Source organism: Phycisphaeraceae bacterium (assembly GCA_019636795.1).
GTDB lineage: Bacteria > Planctomycetota > Phycisphaerae > Phycisphaerales > UBA1924 > JAHBWW01.
Genome location: JAHBWW010000005.1, coordinates 274,691 through 287,352, shown reverse-complemented (window position 1 = coordinate 287,352; position 12,662 = coordinate 274,691). Strand labels below are relative to the sequence as shown.

16 protein-coding genes and 2 tRNA genes are annotated in these 12,662 nt (G+C 59.8%); 9 read left to right on the top strand and 9 right to left on the bottom strand.

Annotation, left to right across the window (positions count from 1 at the left end):
- Position 1 precedes the first annotated feature (1 nt).
- The 4 genes from KF757_12125 to KF757_12110 all read left to right on the top strand — a co-directional run bounded on the left by KF757_12125 (position 2) and on the right by KF757_12110 (position 2,026).
- Positions 2–373 carry a winged helix-turn-helix transcriptional regulator gene (locus KF757_12125; protein ID MBX3323726.1) on the top strand — a complete coding sequence of 124 codons (372 nt, stop codon included), beginning with the start codon at positions 2–4 and terminating at the stop codon, positions 371–373.
- Entirely contained in the window at positions 373–822 is a 450-nt protein-coding gene (locus KF757_12120; GenBank protein ID MBX3323725.1) for an SRPBCC domain-containing protein, read from the top strand. Before KF757_12125 ends, KF757_12120 begins: the two co-directional genes overlap by 1 nt.
- A 126-nt stretch (positions 823–948) precedes the next feature.
- A complete protein-coding gene (locus tag KF757_12115; protein ID MBX3323724.1) occupies positions 949–1,428 on the top strand; it encodes a DUF1579 domain-containing protein in 480 nt (159 codons plus the stop codon).
- Between the two features lie 130 nt (positions 1,429–1,558).
- Entirely contained in the window at positions 1,559–2,026 is a 468-nt protein-coding gene (locus tag KF757_12110) for an SRPBCC family protein (GenBank protein ID MBX3323723.1), read from the top strand.
- Between the two features lie 90 nt (positions 2,027–2,116).
- Here KF757_12110 and KF757_12105 read toward each other — a convergent pair.
- From KF757_12105 to KF757_12095, 3 genes are all read right to left on the bottom strand, one after another.
- Positions 2,117–2,204 (bottom strand) — tRNA-Ser (locus KF757_12105).
- Positions 2,205–2,219: 15 nt separating this feature from the next.
- Positions 2,220–2,861 (bottom strand): hypothetical protein, encoded by a 642-nt coding sequence (locus KF757_12100; GenBank protein ID MBX3323722.1) that lies wholly within the window; start codon positions 2,859–2,861, stop codon positions 2,220–2,222.
- Positions 2,862–2,872: 11 nt separating this feature from the next.
- Complete coding sequence (locus KF757_12095) at positions 2,873–3,124, bottom strand: DNA-directed RNA polymerase subunit omega (protein MBX3323721.1); 252 nt, start codon at positions 3,122–3,124, stop codon at positions 2,873–2,875.
- A 185-nt stretch (positions 3,125–3,309) separates the two neighbouring features.
- Here KF757_12095 and KF757_12090 point away from each other — a divergent pair, with 185 nt between their 5' ends.
- The 5 genes from KF757_12090 (at position 3,310) to KF757_12070 (ending at position 7,161) form a co-directional block, all read left to right on the top strand.
- Entirely contained in the window at positions 3,310–3,969 is a 660-nt protein-coding gene (locus KF757_12090) for a DUF3553 domain-containing protein (GenBank protein MBX3323720.1), read from the top strand.
- A gap of 239 nt (positions 3,970–4,208) precedes the next feature.
- On the top strand, positions 4,209–4,481 hold the full coding sequence (locus tag KF757_12085) for a hypothetical protein (protein ID MBX3323719.1): 273 nt from the start codon (positions 4,209–4,211) through the stop codon (positions 4,479–4,481).
- 163 nt (positions 4,482–4,644) lie between these two features.
- A tRNA-Ser gene (locus tag KF757_12080) sits at positions 4,645–4,733 on the top strand.
- A 171-nt stretch (positions 4,734–4,904) separates the two neighbouring features.
- Positions 4,905–5,480 (top strand): rhodanese family protein, encoded by a 576-nt coding sequence (locus tag KF757_12075; GenBank protein ID MBX3323718.1) that lies wholly within the window; start codon positions 4,905–4,907, stop codon positions 5,478–5,480.
- 100 nt (positions 5,481–5,580) lie between these two features.
- On the top strand, positions 5,581–7,161 hold the full coding sequence (locus KF757_12070; GenBank protein ID MBX3323717.1) for a hypothetical protein: 1,581 nt from the start codon (positions 5,581–5,583) through the stop codon (positions 7,159–7,161).
- Between the two features lie 15 nt (positions 7,162–7,176).
- Here the strand turns inward: KF757_12070 and KF757_12065 are convergent, their stop codons facing one another.
- The 6 genes from KF757_12065 to trxA all read right to left on the bottom strand — a co-directional run bounded on the left by KF757_12065 (position 7,177) and on the right by trxA (position 12,661).
- Positions 7,177–7,515 carry a multidrug efflux SMR transporter gene (locus KF757_12065; GenBank protein MBX3323716.1) on the bottom strand — a complete coding sequence of 113 codons (339 nt, stop codon included), beginning with the start codon at positions 7,513–7,515 and terminating at the stop codon, positions 7,177–7,179.
- 31 nt (positions 7,516–7,546) lie between these two features.
- Positions 7,547–8,167: a hypothetical protein gene (locus KF757_12060; GenBank protein ID MBX3323715.1), complete on the bottom strand. Its 621-nt coding sequence runs from the start codon at positions 8,165–8,167 to the stop codon at positions 7,547–7,549.
- Between the two features lie 154 nt (positions 8,168–8,321).
- Complete coding sequence (locus KF757_12055; protein MBX3323714.1) at positions 8,322–9,641, bottom strand: hypothetical protein; 1,320 nt, start codon at positions 9,639–9,641, stop codon at positions 8,322–8,324.
- Between the two features lie 35 nt (positions 9,642–9,676).
- The gene (locus KF757_12050; protein MBX3323713.1) at positions 9,677–11,011 is read right to left on the bottom strand and encodes a S1 RNA-binding domain-containing protein; all 1,335 of its coding nucleotides are present in this window, start codon (positions 11,009–11,011) and stop codon (positions 9,677–9,679) included.
- 171 nt (positions 11,012–11,182) lie between these two features.
- Positions 11,183–12,283 carry a Gfo/Idh/MocA family oxidoreductase gene (locus KF757_12045; GenBank protein ID MBX3323712.1) on the bottom strand — a complete coding sequence of 367 codons (1,101 nt, stop codon included), beginning with the start codon at positions 12,281–12,283 and terminating at the stop codon, positions 11,183–11,185.
- A gap of 45 nt (positions 12,284–12,328) precedes the next feature.
- On the bottom strand, positions 12,329–12,661 hold the full coding sequence (gene trxA / locus KF757_12040) for a thioredoxin (protein MBX3323711.1): 333 nt from the start codon (positions 12,659–12,661) through the stop codon (positions 12,329–12,331).
- Position 12,662: the final 1 nt, after the last annotated feature.

Genomic DNA, 12,662 nt, shown 5'->3' with positions numbered 1-12,662 from the left:
CATGGCCAGATCAGCGACGACATCGGATGTGTTCAACGCCATTGCTGAAGAGCGACGGCGCGACATCATCGAGGTTCTGGCTCGCAGCGGAGAGCAGCCGGTCGGGTTCATTGTGAAGGAACTCGATCTGGCGCAGCCGACGGTCTCGAAGCATCTGTCGGTGCTCCGCGAGGTCGGGATCGTGGCGGCGAGGAAGCGAGGGAGGGAACGGATGTATTCGCTCAATGCGGCAAAACTGAAGGCTGTGCACGAGTGGACGCAGTCATTCGAGCGGTACTGGACCCATCAGACGGATCGGATCAAGTCGCGTGCGGAGATGCTCGCCTTGGAAGAAGCCGGCAAGAAAGCAAAGAAGAGAAAGGGCGGTGAGTGATGACAAGTATGCTCGAAAGCGAGATCAGTACGCTGTGCGTGATGCGTGAACTGGAGATCAAGGCTGAACCCGAAGCAGTGTTCAAAGCCATTCTGGCAGAAGTTGGCCCCGAAGGACAGATGCCGGATGGATCGCCATTTCCGATGGTGCTCGAAGCGTGGCCTGGCGGGCGTTGGTTCAGGGATCTTGGAGAGGGTCGGGGGCACTGGTGGGGACATGTGCAGGTGATCAAGCCTCCGACGCTGCTCGAGATCAGTGGGCCGATGTTCATGTCGTACCCGGCGGTGTCGCATGTGCAGTATCGCGTCAGCAGCATGCCCGGCGGAGCGATGCTGAAACTGACGCACCGGGCGATGGGGCTTATCACGGCTGAGCACCGCGAAGGCGTGCATACTGGCTGGGATTTTGGGCTTGAGCGGGTGCGTCAGATTGCGGAAATGCGTACTTGACATATACCGTACAAATCTCTATTGTGTGCCGGGAACCGAGACAGAGGATGCGCAAGCCTCGCCTGGTTGAAGTCAAATCAGGCAGTCAATCTTGGAGAGTTCTCGAACGGATGAAGGAGTCGAGCGATGATGGAAAGTGCTGTCCGTGAACATGAGTGGCTCAAGCGTTTCGTTGGCAAATGGCGCTACGACAGTGAATGCCCAGCCGAGCCAGGCGGCCCGCCCGTCAAGTTCGATGGGATCGAGACCGTGCGCGCCATCGGCGACTTGTGGGTAGTCGGCGAATCGAAGGGCGAGATGCCCGGCGGCGGCGAGGCGACGATGATCATGACCTGTGGCTTTCACATCGGGTCGGGAAAGTATGTCGGCTCGTGGATCGGCTCGATGATGACGCACATGTGGGTCTACTCAGGATGGCTCGAAGGCGACAACACGCTCGTGCTCGAAGCCGAGGGGCCTCGATTTGACGACCCGAGCAAGAAGACGAAGTACCGCGACATCACCGTGTTCAAGACGCCCGATCATCGCGCGTTTCGCTCGGAGGTACTCGGAGAAGACGGAAAGTGGACGCAGTTGATGTCGATGGACTTCCACCGGGTGAAGTGACGTTGAGCATCGAGTCAGAGGAGAGACCGCGCCCGTTGCGAAAGCAGCGCCTCGCGGTTTGCAGGCGTTGAAGGCGGTCAAGGCTGCTGCAGAGCGATGACAGAGTTGGTCGAGAAACTGGAGGCTAGTCGTGAGTGAATCGGGATCGAATCATGTCGCGGGCAATACGGTTCGGTTGCATCGCGTGCTGCGTGCGCCGCCCGAGCGGGTATATCGCGCGTTTCTTGAACCGGAAGCGATGGTGAAGTGGTTTCCGCCGCATGGTTTTGTGGCGCAAGTGCATCACATGGATGCTCGCGTTGGTGGCGGGTACCGGATGTCGTTCACGAACTTCGGCACCGGACAAAGCCACGCATTTGGCGGCACGTTTGCAGAACTCACGCCCTTTGAGCGCATTCGCTACAACGATCGCTTTGAGGATCCGAATCTGCCTGGCGAAATGCAGGTTACGGTTACGCTGGGATCAGTGATGTGCGGCACGGAACTGACCATCGTGCAGGAAAACGTCCCCACGGCGATTCCGATCGAGTTCTGCTACCTCGGGTGGCAGGAATCGCTTGAGATGCTGGCGAAACTGGTCGAGCCCGAAATACCGTGATTGGGCCTGCGTGTTGGCAAACGCTGAGCCCCGAGAGAGGCGCATTTGCCTGCACCAGGCGAGATGCGCCGCGTTGACGATGTTTCGAAACGGAGAGGGGGGGATTCGAACCCCCGATGACGGAAACCGCCATACCGGATTTCGAATCCGGCGCATTCAACCGCTCTGCCACCTCTCCTGGTGGGGTCTGAGTTTAGGCGTGGTTTGAAACTTTCGGAAGGGCTTCGAGCAAGGCTTGGACGATGTGCTCAGGCTCTGCCATGCGCCCGCTGCCGATGTGGCGACAGGCTTGCCATCCGTCCCCGGGGCCGACAAGCGTGAACCCGTCATCTGCCAGTTGGCGGGCGTTGCGCTGCGTGGCAGGCTGGGCCCACATAACCGAGTTCATGGCAGGCGCGAGCAGAACGGGCGTGCGGGCCCGATCGATGGCTGAGAGAATGAGGCAGACGACATCGCTCGTCAGGCCATTGGCGAGACGGGCCATGCAGTCCATCGTGCATGGGGCGACAATGGCTGCGTCAAGAGAACTCGCAAGTGCGATGTGCTGCGGATCCTTGGATTCCACATGCTCCCAGGCCGAGGTGTAGACATGCCGGGCCGATAGCGCTTGGAACGTCAGCGGCGCGACGAAATGCGTGGCTGCGTCGGTCATGGCCACCGTCACGTTGCAATCGGCCTGCGCGAGACGACTGACGATGGTGCAGGTTTTGTAGGCTGCTATGCCTCCGGTGACGCAAACAAGCACCCGCCTGCCAGCGAGTTTGGGCGCGAGGGTCTTGGGGTCGAGTGATGGGCTCGAAGTGTGGTCCTGCGATTCGGAAGGCTGGGGTTGCACGGGCAGTCGCGTCAGAGGAGGAGGTCATCGTTGGCCGAAGCTGACGTGGTCGAGGTGGCCGCGTGGTTGTCGATGAACTCGAGGGTGATCTTGTCCTGAATAATTTCTTCGATGACGAGTTCGAGGTCGGTACGTCCCTGTCGTTCGACGAGAGGACGTGAGCCATCGAGGATCTGGTTCAGCCTGCGCTGGATGAGTGAGCAAAGTTTGAAGCGGCCACCGACTTTGTTGATAATGTCGTCACTTTTCAATGCTTCGATCATCTGCTACTCTCTTGATTGAGGACTGGGCACCCTTTTCGGGATTCGACCCCCGGACGCTCGAGGGGGCGGTGCCTGTGCCGGTGCAACAGAGACTGTAGGCCGATCGGCGGGTGGAGGCCAGAGGGGTCCTGCCCGCAGCGGGGGTGCAGCGGAAGATCGTGCGGGGTGACACCCAAGGAACGCACATGACCAATGACGTGAAGTGGAAGCCTGGGGACCGGATTGTTCACCGCGGCAAGCCCGAGTGGGGAGTCGGAGCTGTAACCGCTGCTGTCAGTGCCATGCATGAGGGGAAACCGTGTCAGCGCCTGACTGTGCGATTCGAGAACAGCGGCCTCAAAACGCTCACCACGGCTCTGGCACAACTGAAATCGGCCAAGCCCGGTTCCGGTGCGGCTGCGAGTGTTGACGTTGTGAGTCCGCGGCCTGAGGCAGATCTTGCCCGCGCCAACCCCTCGGGAAGCGATGTGGGTGCATTCGAGCAGAACTCCCCAGAATCGGGAGATCCGAGGGAAGACCTTCGCACGCTGCCGGAAGAAGCAACGGATCCGTTTCGGTCGCTTGAATCGAGGATTCTGGCGACGCTCGCGCTCTATCAGTTCGAGGGCAGAGATCGGGGTCTCTTGACCTGGGCTTCGGCACTGACGGGGCTGAGCGACCCACTATCAAGACTGAACCGGCATGAGTTGGAAGTCGCATTCGGCCAGTTTCAGATTTTGCTTGACCGAAATCTGGGGTATTTGCTTCAGCAGGCGGCAAAAAACCGGGTCAATGTCGAGGCCTTGCTCCGCGACGCTCCGCCTCAGGCTCATCAAGCGTTGCAACGAGCCAACCGCAGGCGTTGATTTTCTGCAACATCCGTTAGAAGCCTCCCCCCACTGTTTCTGGGGTGTTTGCGGCTGCGGCACTGACTGTTCCGGCCCTGCCCTTCGTCAGAGCGGTTCTTATAGGACGACCTGATCGCGAGCCTTCCGCGCGTGTGATTGGCCCGTTGGTTGAAGCGCTTGTTGCAGAGACGAGGACAGGTCTGATGGAGTGTCAGACCTGTGAGAGAGAGCAAAACTCGAAGATCAGGAGCCGGAGCATGAACGATCAGGACTTTCAGAGCAAACTCGGAGAACTTCTCGATCAGATCGAGCATCTTCCTGAGAACCAGAGGCCGAAACTCGAAGAACTCGCGCACGAAACCCGGCGCCGGCACGAGCGGATGCGCCAGACGCTGGCGGAGCTTCAGGAGAGCCTGGATTATTTGAGGCTTTCGGTAAAGTACCTCGTTTTCGATCTTGAGGCGACACGTCGTGAAAACAAATATCTGCGCACGCTGCTCAGTCGTGATGATGAACAGCAAGGCGAATGAGTCACACTCCTTCCTGATGCCGGCCTTGGTGGCAGGCTCGAGCGAACCCGCTCTCCGCAGGGAGGGCGGATTCGTTTTTTTGGGTCCGCTTTGAGCGGGCACGCAAGTTGATTTGGGCGGTTTGTTCGCGGGGGGCGCAGGGGCTATCGTCCTGTCCTGATTTGGAACGGTGCCCGAGAGGCTGAAGGGGCCGGATTGCTAATCCGGTGTACGGGGTCACCCGTACCGAGGGTTCGAATCCCTCCCGTTCCGCTTGTTTCCCTGCAAGGCCCCGGGGCTTGTGGGGATGTGTTTTTTTGTTGCATGGCATAAACCTGATCGCACTTGGGTCTGGAGTCGAGTGCCGCTGGCCCGTTTGGCAGTCCGCAGGTAGCACCATGCGATGAGCGCCCCAAGAATCACAGATACACAGAGGGCTCGACCATGATCTCAGAAACATCGAAGCACACCGACCAATCAGGGATCGGACAGGCCTGTACTGAACTTGACCCGCGCACCGCACACGATTGGCACAAGGCGGGCAAGTGCATGATCGTCGATGTCCGCGAGCCCGACGAGCACGCGCACGAACACATCGAGGGTGCGAAGCTGGTTTCGCTGTCCACGTTTGACCCTGCGAAGATCGGCGCCAGGCCCGGTCAGAGCGTTGTGTTTCAATGCCGATCGGGCAAGCGGTCGCAGGATGCGGCACGACTCGCGGCGGGGCTTGCTTCCTCGGGCGTGCAGCTCTTCAACCTCACCGGCGGCATCAACGCGTGGAAAGACGCGCAGTTGCCCGTGTCTACAAACAAAAAGGTGACTGGGATCAGCGTCATGCGGCAGGTACAGATGACGATCGGTGTCGGGGTGCTCGCTGGCTGCGCGCTGACATGGTTCGTACATCCGCTGTTCGTTCTTCTGCCGGCGTTCTTTGGCGCGGGGCTGCTGTTCGCGGGTGCGACGGGCACATGCGGCCTGGCGGCGGTGATCGGCAGGATGCCATGGAATCGGGCTGGGTAGGCTGTGAAGTATCGAATAAAACTCGAAGCCGATAGTGCTTCGAGCATATTTGAGAGGGATACGAGTGACGGACAAGACGCCAAAGGAATTGATGGAGGCGTTGAGTGAATTGTTGCAGCCTCAATTGCAAGCCTCGCCAGCCTTGCGCAAGGTGCTGCGACTTGTCGGAGAACTGTTGATCGCCGAGGCCAATCGCGCCGAGCAGTCGCTTAGCAGACCAGAGACAGGCAGCGCACTTGCGGTTGACAATTCAGTAGAGTTGAAAAAGGCGGCACTCCCGTCGACACCACGGGAACATATCGAAACAGTGCCCTTGCAGATCGGCGACGCTGCGATGCCAGTGGTTGTCACCGGGTCGATGGACGAAATCAAACGCGCAAGACTCGCAGCATCCGAGAATCAGGCCCGCAGGACGGAAGTCGATGGATCGAGGGAGTCATTCCCTGATCTGGCAGAGATCGATTTGGCCCAGATGGAGCGTCGTTGCCGACTCAAGGCCGAATCCTGCCGCTCGTTTGCAGAGTTGAGGCAGGCAGGTCTTCGGACCTCTGAGTATCAATCGGGGTTGCAGCGACGGGCCGAACTGATTGAGCTGGCCAAGACCATGCAGCCTTGCTTTTTGTGGGTCTATATTCCCGGTGCTTCGAACCCGGATGATGAGTCACTCGAGACAATCGCGGGGTGCTATGAAGCATTGGCCGATGTTGCCGCCCTGATTCGTCGCCTCTGCGATCCGGAAAGTAAGGCACGTCGCGAGCAGATGGAATCGGCGATGTCGCTGATGGCTGAGGCCAACTCGGCCCTGCGCGTTGCATTGGAATCGACCTGGCTCACCAAGCCCGACATTGATCAGGATCAAGCCCACCTGTGGCTTCGCCGCGAAACGCAGGAACAACGTGTCTTCATTGCGCGGCATATGAAAGTGGATGACCCTGCCGATCCGCATCAGCATCATGACGTGCGGCAACGTACAGCCGCCCTCGTGGCTGAACTCGAAGCCGCGGCAGGACGAGCCCGGGAAATCTCGAAACTCGAAAAATTGATTCAGTACCACGCCAAGATGATCAATGGCAAGGGAGTCAGTGATCACGATCTGAGGAAAATTGGCGACGCTGCAACTGCTTTGGTCCTTGAAGGAGTTGCGCCAACAGACCGGCGGTGGGCGAACTTGCTGCCGATATCGGCTCTGGAAGTGCTGGCATCGCGTGATGATCTGCCGTCGGCGTTGCGCAGCGCTGTGCTGGCCATTCAATCCAGGCGTGAGGCCAATGAACAAGTCGCTGAACGTTCGACACAAGAGACGCGAAAATCGTACAGCGCTCAGGTGGCGCAGGTGCGTTTGCTGCTTGAAGGCAAGTCGCTGGTGATGATCGGTGGCGAGCCGTATCCGGAGGCGATGGGTCGTATTGCGGAGGCGTTCGGGCTTGAAGAGGTACTCTGGCCGGAGATTACGGAGCACGGTACGAGCGAACCGATGCGTGGGCCGATCTTCAGGCCGGGTGTAGCCATGGTGTGTGTGCTGGTGAAACTTGCGGGGCATCTTCATGCAGCCAATGCGCGCGAGTTTGCGCGCAGTGCCGATAAACCATGTCTGATGTTGACAGGTGGATACAACCCGGAACAGATCGCGCAGGCCGCGCTCGATCAGGCCAGTCAGCGGCTGGCGAACAACGACGAATGATCGCAAGAAACGGCTTCAGATGGGCGCAGGGCCTGGCACGCTGGTGAGTTTGAGACCGACGATCGAGACAAGCAGCAACAGCACGAAACAGACGCGCGCCGGGGGCACAGGTTCGGCATAGAACACGGCCCCGAGGATGACCGCGCCGAGTGCGCCGATGCCAACCCAGATCGCGTATGCGGTGCCGATCGGAATCGAACGAGCAGCGACGGAGAGCAGGAACATGCTGACTGCGATGGCCAGGATGGTCAAGACGCTCGGCCAGAGTCTCGTAAAGCCGTCGGTGGTTTTGAGCCCGATGGCCCAGCCGGCTTCGAGCAGACCGGCCACGACGAGCAGGATCCATGGCGTCATGATGCCGGTTCCAGACGAAGGAAATGAGCGGTCATGACCCGCTGCCGAGGCGATGAGGTGCAAAGACGGTCGGGCCTGCTCGCTGGCCTGTGGTTGGGTCGGTGCCGTACCAGTCCTGGCGCACGGATCCATCGACGCCGATTGTCAGGATCATTTCGTCCATGACGCCATGCTGCCCTTCGCGACGGTTTGAAACGCTGTCAACCTTGAAGTGGTAGACACGCGCGCCATCGACATACTTGACTTCGCGTGCGATCATGCGAGGCTGGTTGCCAGCGGCGCAGTAGTGAGTGATGACGAGGTTCGGGCCATCCATGTGATAGAGGTTGGTCATTTCGTGCGGATGTCCGGGGAACATGACCTCGCGGATGACGGAGTTGCTGCTGGAGACCGCGAACTGATTGGTCAGCAGTGTGGTGCCATTCTCATCTTCCATTCCCCAGTCGCCAGCGAGGGTTTTGAGCGGCTCGAAGAACTCGGCATCGCGAGCCGTGAGCGTCGCGGGCGCAGGCGGAGTCTGGGCAGAGGGATCGCAGCAAGTCTTGTTGTTTGCCGATGCGCAACAGGCCTTCTGGCTGGACTTGCACCCGGTCAGGCCGGCAGCAGCGGTCGTGAGGGCGACGAGAGCAAAGGCGACGCGGCGAGTATGCATGGCAGGCTCCTGATTTTGTATGAAAGTGGGTGTGGTTACCCCGTGGCTTGTCGGTCTGGCAGCCAAAACGATATCAGATCGCATGGGCGGTGGCAAGCCCTGTTTTTCTGGTCAAACGAAACGCCTTGGTCCTTCAGCAGCGACGACACAAGGCTTAGTCGCGTGGTGCAACCACAAGCTCGTGGCGCAACTTCACATGCTCGACATGGAGCACGCCCGACGGAATTGCAGGCGAACCATCCGGATTCCATGCTCGCCCGAATGACAGTGCGGGTCGCGGAGCAAAGCACGCCCAGAGTTCGGCCTCGATCAGTATTGTGCCTTCGACCTCGGAATGAAAAGTAAATTTCGGCGAGGCATGACTGAACTCCGCAGTGTGGGTCGAAGGGTCGAAAGCGTATACGGTCTGGTATCGTTCGATGAGCGAGCCTTCGATGTGCTCGCCTTGAACGCTAAAGCCGGCAAAAATCATGCGCGCATCGATCATGCCAAATGGCGCAGTGCGGTTGAGAGCGTAAACGGTGAACGTCGCCTCCGAACCAAACTCGGTGGTCGCTGGGCCCTCGATGCGGAACACGATCATCTCGACGAAATAGCGGTGGATGAGATCGGGCGCGACAGCGCTGGCGATCACCTGCTGGTCGAGCCAGGCAGCCTCAGCCGCATCGATGTGCCTGCCAGAAGAGCGGAGAGTCACCAACCCTTCGAACAGTTCGGCGGTCTGTTGCGGGCTGAGCGTTCGAGCCATGAGTTCCTGCCATGCGTTGACACCGAATCCGGACGAAGATGACGTGCCATTGGTCACGTTGGCGATCAGGAATTGAGTGGGGATGGCGGGGGTGATCGCGCCGAAGTAAAACGGGCGGAGAATGAGAGCGACCGACAAGACGAGCAGGGAAGCCCCGGCAAAGACCATTGCGGGCGAGCGTTTGACCTCTCCGATGATGGTGCCGCCGCGCCTCTGCCATTGTGAGCCACACTCAGGACAGCGTTCGCCCACAGCCTGTTCATGCGCATACCCGCATGTGGCGCAATGCCTGGTGTCGCCTGCCCTTCGTGTCAGGCCAGTGGTTATCAACACGATGCCCGCAGGAACGAGCGGACTCCAGGCGAGTTGCAGGATGACGATGGCCCGCAGACCCCAGACAGCAAACGCGAACAACCCGACTAAAATCGCCCACACCGTCAGAGCGATCAACCAGGTCAGTCCCCGCTCCCACTCCATTCGACGGCCGAAGCGGCGTGTCAGGACAACACATGGGACGGCCAGAATTGCCGAACCTGCAAAGTAGACCGCCGTGCGAAGACTGAATAAGTCCTGGGCGAAGTGCGATACGCCACGAGCGCCCGAGCCCATCGAGATGAGCAGCACAATCATCACGCCGAAGACGGCAACGCAGACGCCGATGACACCAAAGAGCGCGACTTGAGTCGTGCGCGAGATTGATCTGCTTGAACGGTCGAACTCGAGCATGACTCAATGCAGTCGGGCGCTACGGCGTGCGGGCGTCAACTCAAGCCGCCCTTGAGCCCCCCGCCCTGCTTGAACTTGGCTCGCAGACGGCGCAGTGCCGGCGATTCTTCGAGGATCTGTTCGGGCGTGCGCGGATCGTGGTCAGCGCGGCCTTTGCCGCCTCGCGATGATTGCTCGCGCTCGGGCTGGGGCTTGGTTGCCTTGAGGCTGAGCGAAATCTTGCGTCCGCCCTGATCGATCTTGAGGACTCTGACGCAGATGACTTCGTCCTGGCGAACGACATCATCGACCTTGTTGACGCGTTTCCAGTCGAGTTCGGAGATATGCACGAGGCCTTCGACACCCGGTGCGACTTCGACGAAGCACCCGAATTCGAGAATCTTCGTGACTTTGCCGGTGACTTCAGCGCCTTCCTCGATGGCGGTTGCGGCTGCTGCGAAGGGGTCGGCTTCGAGTTGCTTGAGGCCGAGGCTGATGCGATCGTTCTCCCAGTCGAGTTTGAGAATCTGCACGCGCAGGTGCTGACCCTCGGAGACGTGCTTTGCGATCGCTCGCTCGCCATGCCCGATGCGATCGTGCGTGAGATCGGAGAGGTGGATGAGTCCATCGACACCGCCGAGATCGACAAACGCACCGAAGGGCATGATCTTGCGCACGGTTCCTTCGACGACCATACCTTCAGCGAGCGTTTCGCGCAAGACAGCAGCCTTGGCGGCACGTTCCTTGGCCAGCACATCGCGCCGACTGAGCACGATATTGCCCTTCCCGCGCCGATCGAGTTTCTGGACCCGACAGACCATCTTTTCGCCAATGAACACCGAGAGATCCTTGACGTGGTCGTAGGAGACCTGCCCTGCGGGCATGAAGGCGCGATGCCCAGCGACCTCGAGTTCCAGGCCGCCCTTGTTGACGCCGACCACGCGAGCCTCGACATCCTGCCCGGTTTCGAGCATTTCCCAATCGGCTTTCTGGACTGCACCCGGACGAGCGCAGACAAAGATGCCTTCGTTGGGGTCAAAGCGCGTGACGACGAGTTCGAGCGGTTCACCGACTTTGGGAAGCTTGTCCTCGGGCCAGCCGGCTCGCTCGACGACGCCGAGCTCCTTAGGCCCGAACTCGACGAAGATATCGGTTGGGCCGACCGAGACGACATTGCCGGTACGGTGTTCACGACCTGCCTGCACGACACGCGGGCCTCGGATCGCGCGGCGCTGGCCCGCTCCTTGACCGGCGAAGCCGCTCTCGGCAGCGAGTTCATCCATGGCCGCTTCGATCTCGCGATTCATCTGGTCCGACAGCGTTGGCGCGTGCGCTTCGCTGCTGGTCTGGCCCGATGCTGAATCCGCCCCGGTGTTTGCGTCCGTATGCATTGCTCTTGGCTCGTTGTGCTTTGGAAATGTTCCAAAAGGTTCGTGATCTACCCTCTCGATCCCCGCAGTGTACGCACACTGCGCTTCGAAACCATGAAGTTTGGGTGAGTTCACATAGTTTGGAGTCTGGTCTGCGTGATTGCGGACGAGAACCGTCCGAGAATCTCTCCATCATGTGTTGGCATCGAGCGCCTGCCCGGAACGAATGAAGTCCTTGATCGACGCGACGATGCGTTCGGCTGTGCGCACATTCACAAAACCTGCGGTGGCGTCGATCTCAGGCCTGCGCCCGTCGCGGACGGCACCGAGAAACTCCTCGATCTCAAGGCGAAGAGGTTCGGCGTCATCGATTTCGAGCGGCTCGATGTTCACGAGTTCGGTCCAGTCGAGGCTAGTGAGGTCCATCCCCTCGCGGATCTGCTCCGCGACTTCCCGCAACTGAATCTCGTTCGCAGTTCGCCGGATGATGGTTCCCTTTTTGGCAGCGTAGTCGATCTTGATGTATCCGTTCTCGCCGGTGATACGGGTGACGCGCTCGGTTTTGAGCGCCAGTCGGCTTGCGGTGATGTTTGCCACGCAGCGTCCGCGTTCATCGGGCAGTTCAAACGTCAGCCGAGCATTGCACAGATCCTCGTGTTCCGTGACGACGGCGACTCCTGCTGCCTCCACACGATCCGGTTCGCGCCCGCCCATGAGCATGAGGACCACATCAAGATCGTGGATCATCATGTCCATGACAACGCCAATGTCGACCGAACGAAACGTCATGGGGCTGACACGGTGCACTTCGATGAATCTGGGCACAACCTCGAACCCGCCTCGAGTCGCTCGCTGCATCGCGCGCATGACAGGGTTGAATCGCTCGATGTGCCCAACCATAAGGCACGCACCCTTGGCCTCGGCGAGTTCCTTGAGCGCCTGGGCTGTTGCCGCATCGGGAGCCAGTGGCTTTTCAATCAGGCATGCGATGCCTTCGCGCAGAAACGGACTTGCGCTGCGCTGGTGGCTGGTTGTCGGCACAGCAACACTGACCGCGTCCACTCCCGCTTCGATCAGGTCCTGCTCGGTGGCAAAGGCCCGCGTGTTGTGGCGTTCGGCGATGAGTTTGGCGCGGTCGAAGTCGGCATCGACCACCCCGACGAGTTCAACACCGGGAATCTGCGTATAGACGCGCGCATGGTGCTGGCCCATGCGCCCGACGCCGACAGCCCCGCAGCGGAGAACCTTACTGTGGGAGTTGAGGCCATTGTCGCCCGACTGGGAATGTGGCATGACAGATTTCCGCGAAGTGCCATTCGGAGAAAACGAGAGTCGACCTCAGCCAAGCGCCCTTTCGAGCACGCTGCTCAGATCGGCCTTGTTGCGCAAGCCACTGAACCGATCGACGACCTGACCGCCCTTGAAGATCATGATCGTCGGAATCGCCTGAATCCCATACTGCATCGCGATCTCGCGCGCATTTTCTATGTCAACCTTGCCAACCTTGACACGCCCGGCGAACTCCTCGGCCACGGCGTCAACAGTCGGGCCCAAAATCCGGCAAGGTTGACACCACTCGGCCCAGAAGTCGACCATCACCGGCTGACTCGACTTGAGCACTTCGGTCGCAAAATTCTCTTCCGTCAGTTCAAGCACATGCGGGCTTGCCATG

What these genes read in the sequence shown, in the direction of transcription:
- KF757_12125 (MBX3323726.1), top strand. Translation starts at nt 2, where the DNA reads ATGGCCAGATCAGCGACGACATCGGATGTGTTCAACGCCATTGCTGAA.
- KF757_12120 (MBX3323725.1), top strand. Translation starts at nt 373, where the DNA reads ATGACAAGTATGCTCGAAAGCGAGATCAGTACGCTGTGCGTGATGCGT.
- KF757_12115 (MBX3323724.1), top strand. Translation starts at nt 949, where the DNA reads ATGATGGAAAGTGCTGTCCGTGAACATGAGTGGCTCAAGCGTTTCGTT.
- KF757_12095 (MBX3323721.1), bottom strand. Translation starts at nt 3,124, where the DNA reads ATGATCGAAGCATTGAAAAGTGACGACATTATCAACAAAGTCGGTGGC.
- KF757_12090 (MBX3323720.1), top strand. Translation starts at nt 3,310, where the DNA reads ATGACCAATGACGTGAAGTGGAAGCCTGGGGACCGGATTGTTCACCGC.
- KF757_12085 (MBX3323719.1), top strand. Translation starts at nt 4,209, where the DNA reads ATGAACGATCAGGACTTTCAGAGCAAACTCGGAGAACTTCTCGATCAG.
- KF757_12075 (MBX3323718.1), top strand. Translation starts at nt 4,905, where the DNA reads ATGATCTCAGAAACATCGAAGCACACCGACCAATCAGGGATCGGACAG.
- KF757_12065 (MBX3323716.1), bottom strand. Translation starts at nt 7,515, where the DNA reads ATGACGCCATGGATCCTGCTCGTCGTGGCCGGTCTGCTCGAAGCCGGC.
- KF757_12060 (MBX3323715.1), bottom strand. Translation starts at nt 8,167, where the DNA reads ATGCATACTCGCCGCGTCGCCTTTGCTCTCGTCGCCCTCACGACCGCT.
- KF757_12055 (MBX3323714.1), bottom strand. Translation starts at nt 9,641, where the DNA reads ATGCTCGAGTTCGACCGTTCAAGCAGATCAATCTCGCGCACGACTCAA.
- KF757_12050 (MBX3323713.1), bottom strand. Translation starts at nt 11,011, where the DNA reads ATGCATACGGACGCAAACACCGGGGCGGATTCAGCATCGGGCCAGACC.
- KF757_12045 (MBX3323712.1), bottom strand. Translation starts at nt 12,283, where the DNA reads ATGCCACATTCCCAGTCGGGCGACAATGGCCTCAACTCCCACAGTAAG.
- trxA (MBX3323711.1), bottom strand. Translation starts at nt 12,661, where the DNA reads ATGGCAAGCCCGCATGTGCTTGAACTGACGGAAGAGAATTTTGCGACC.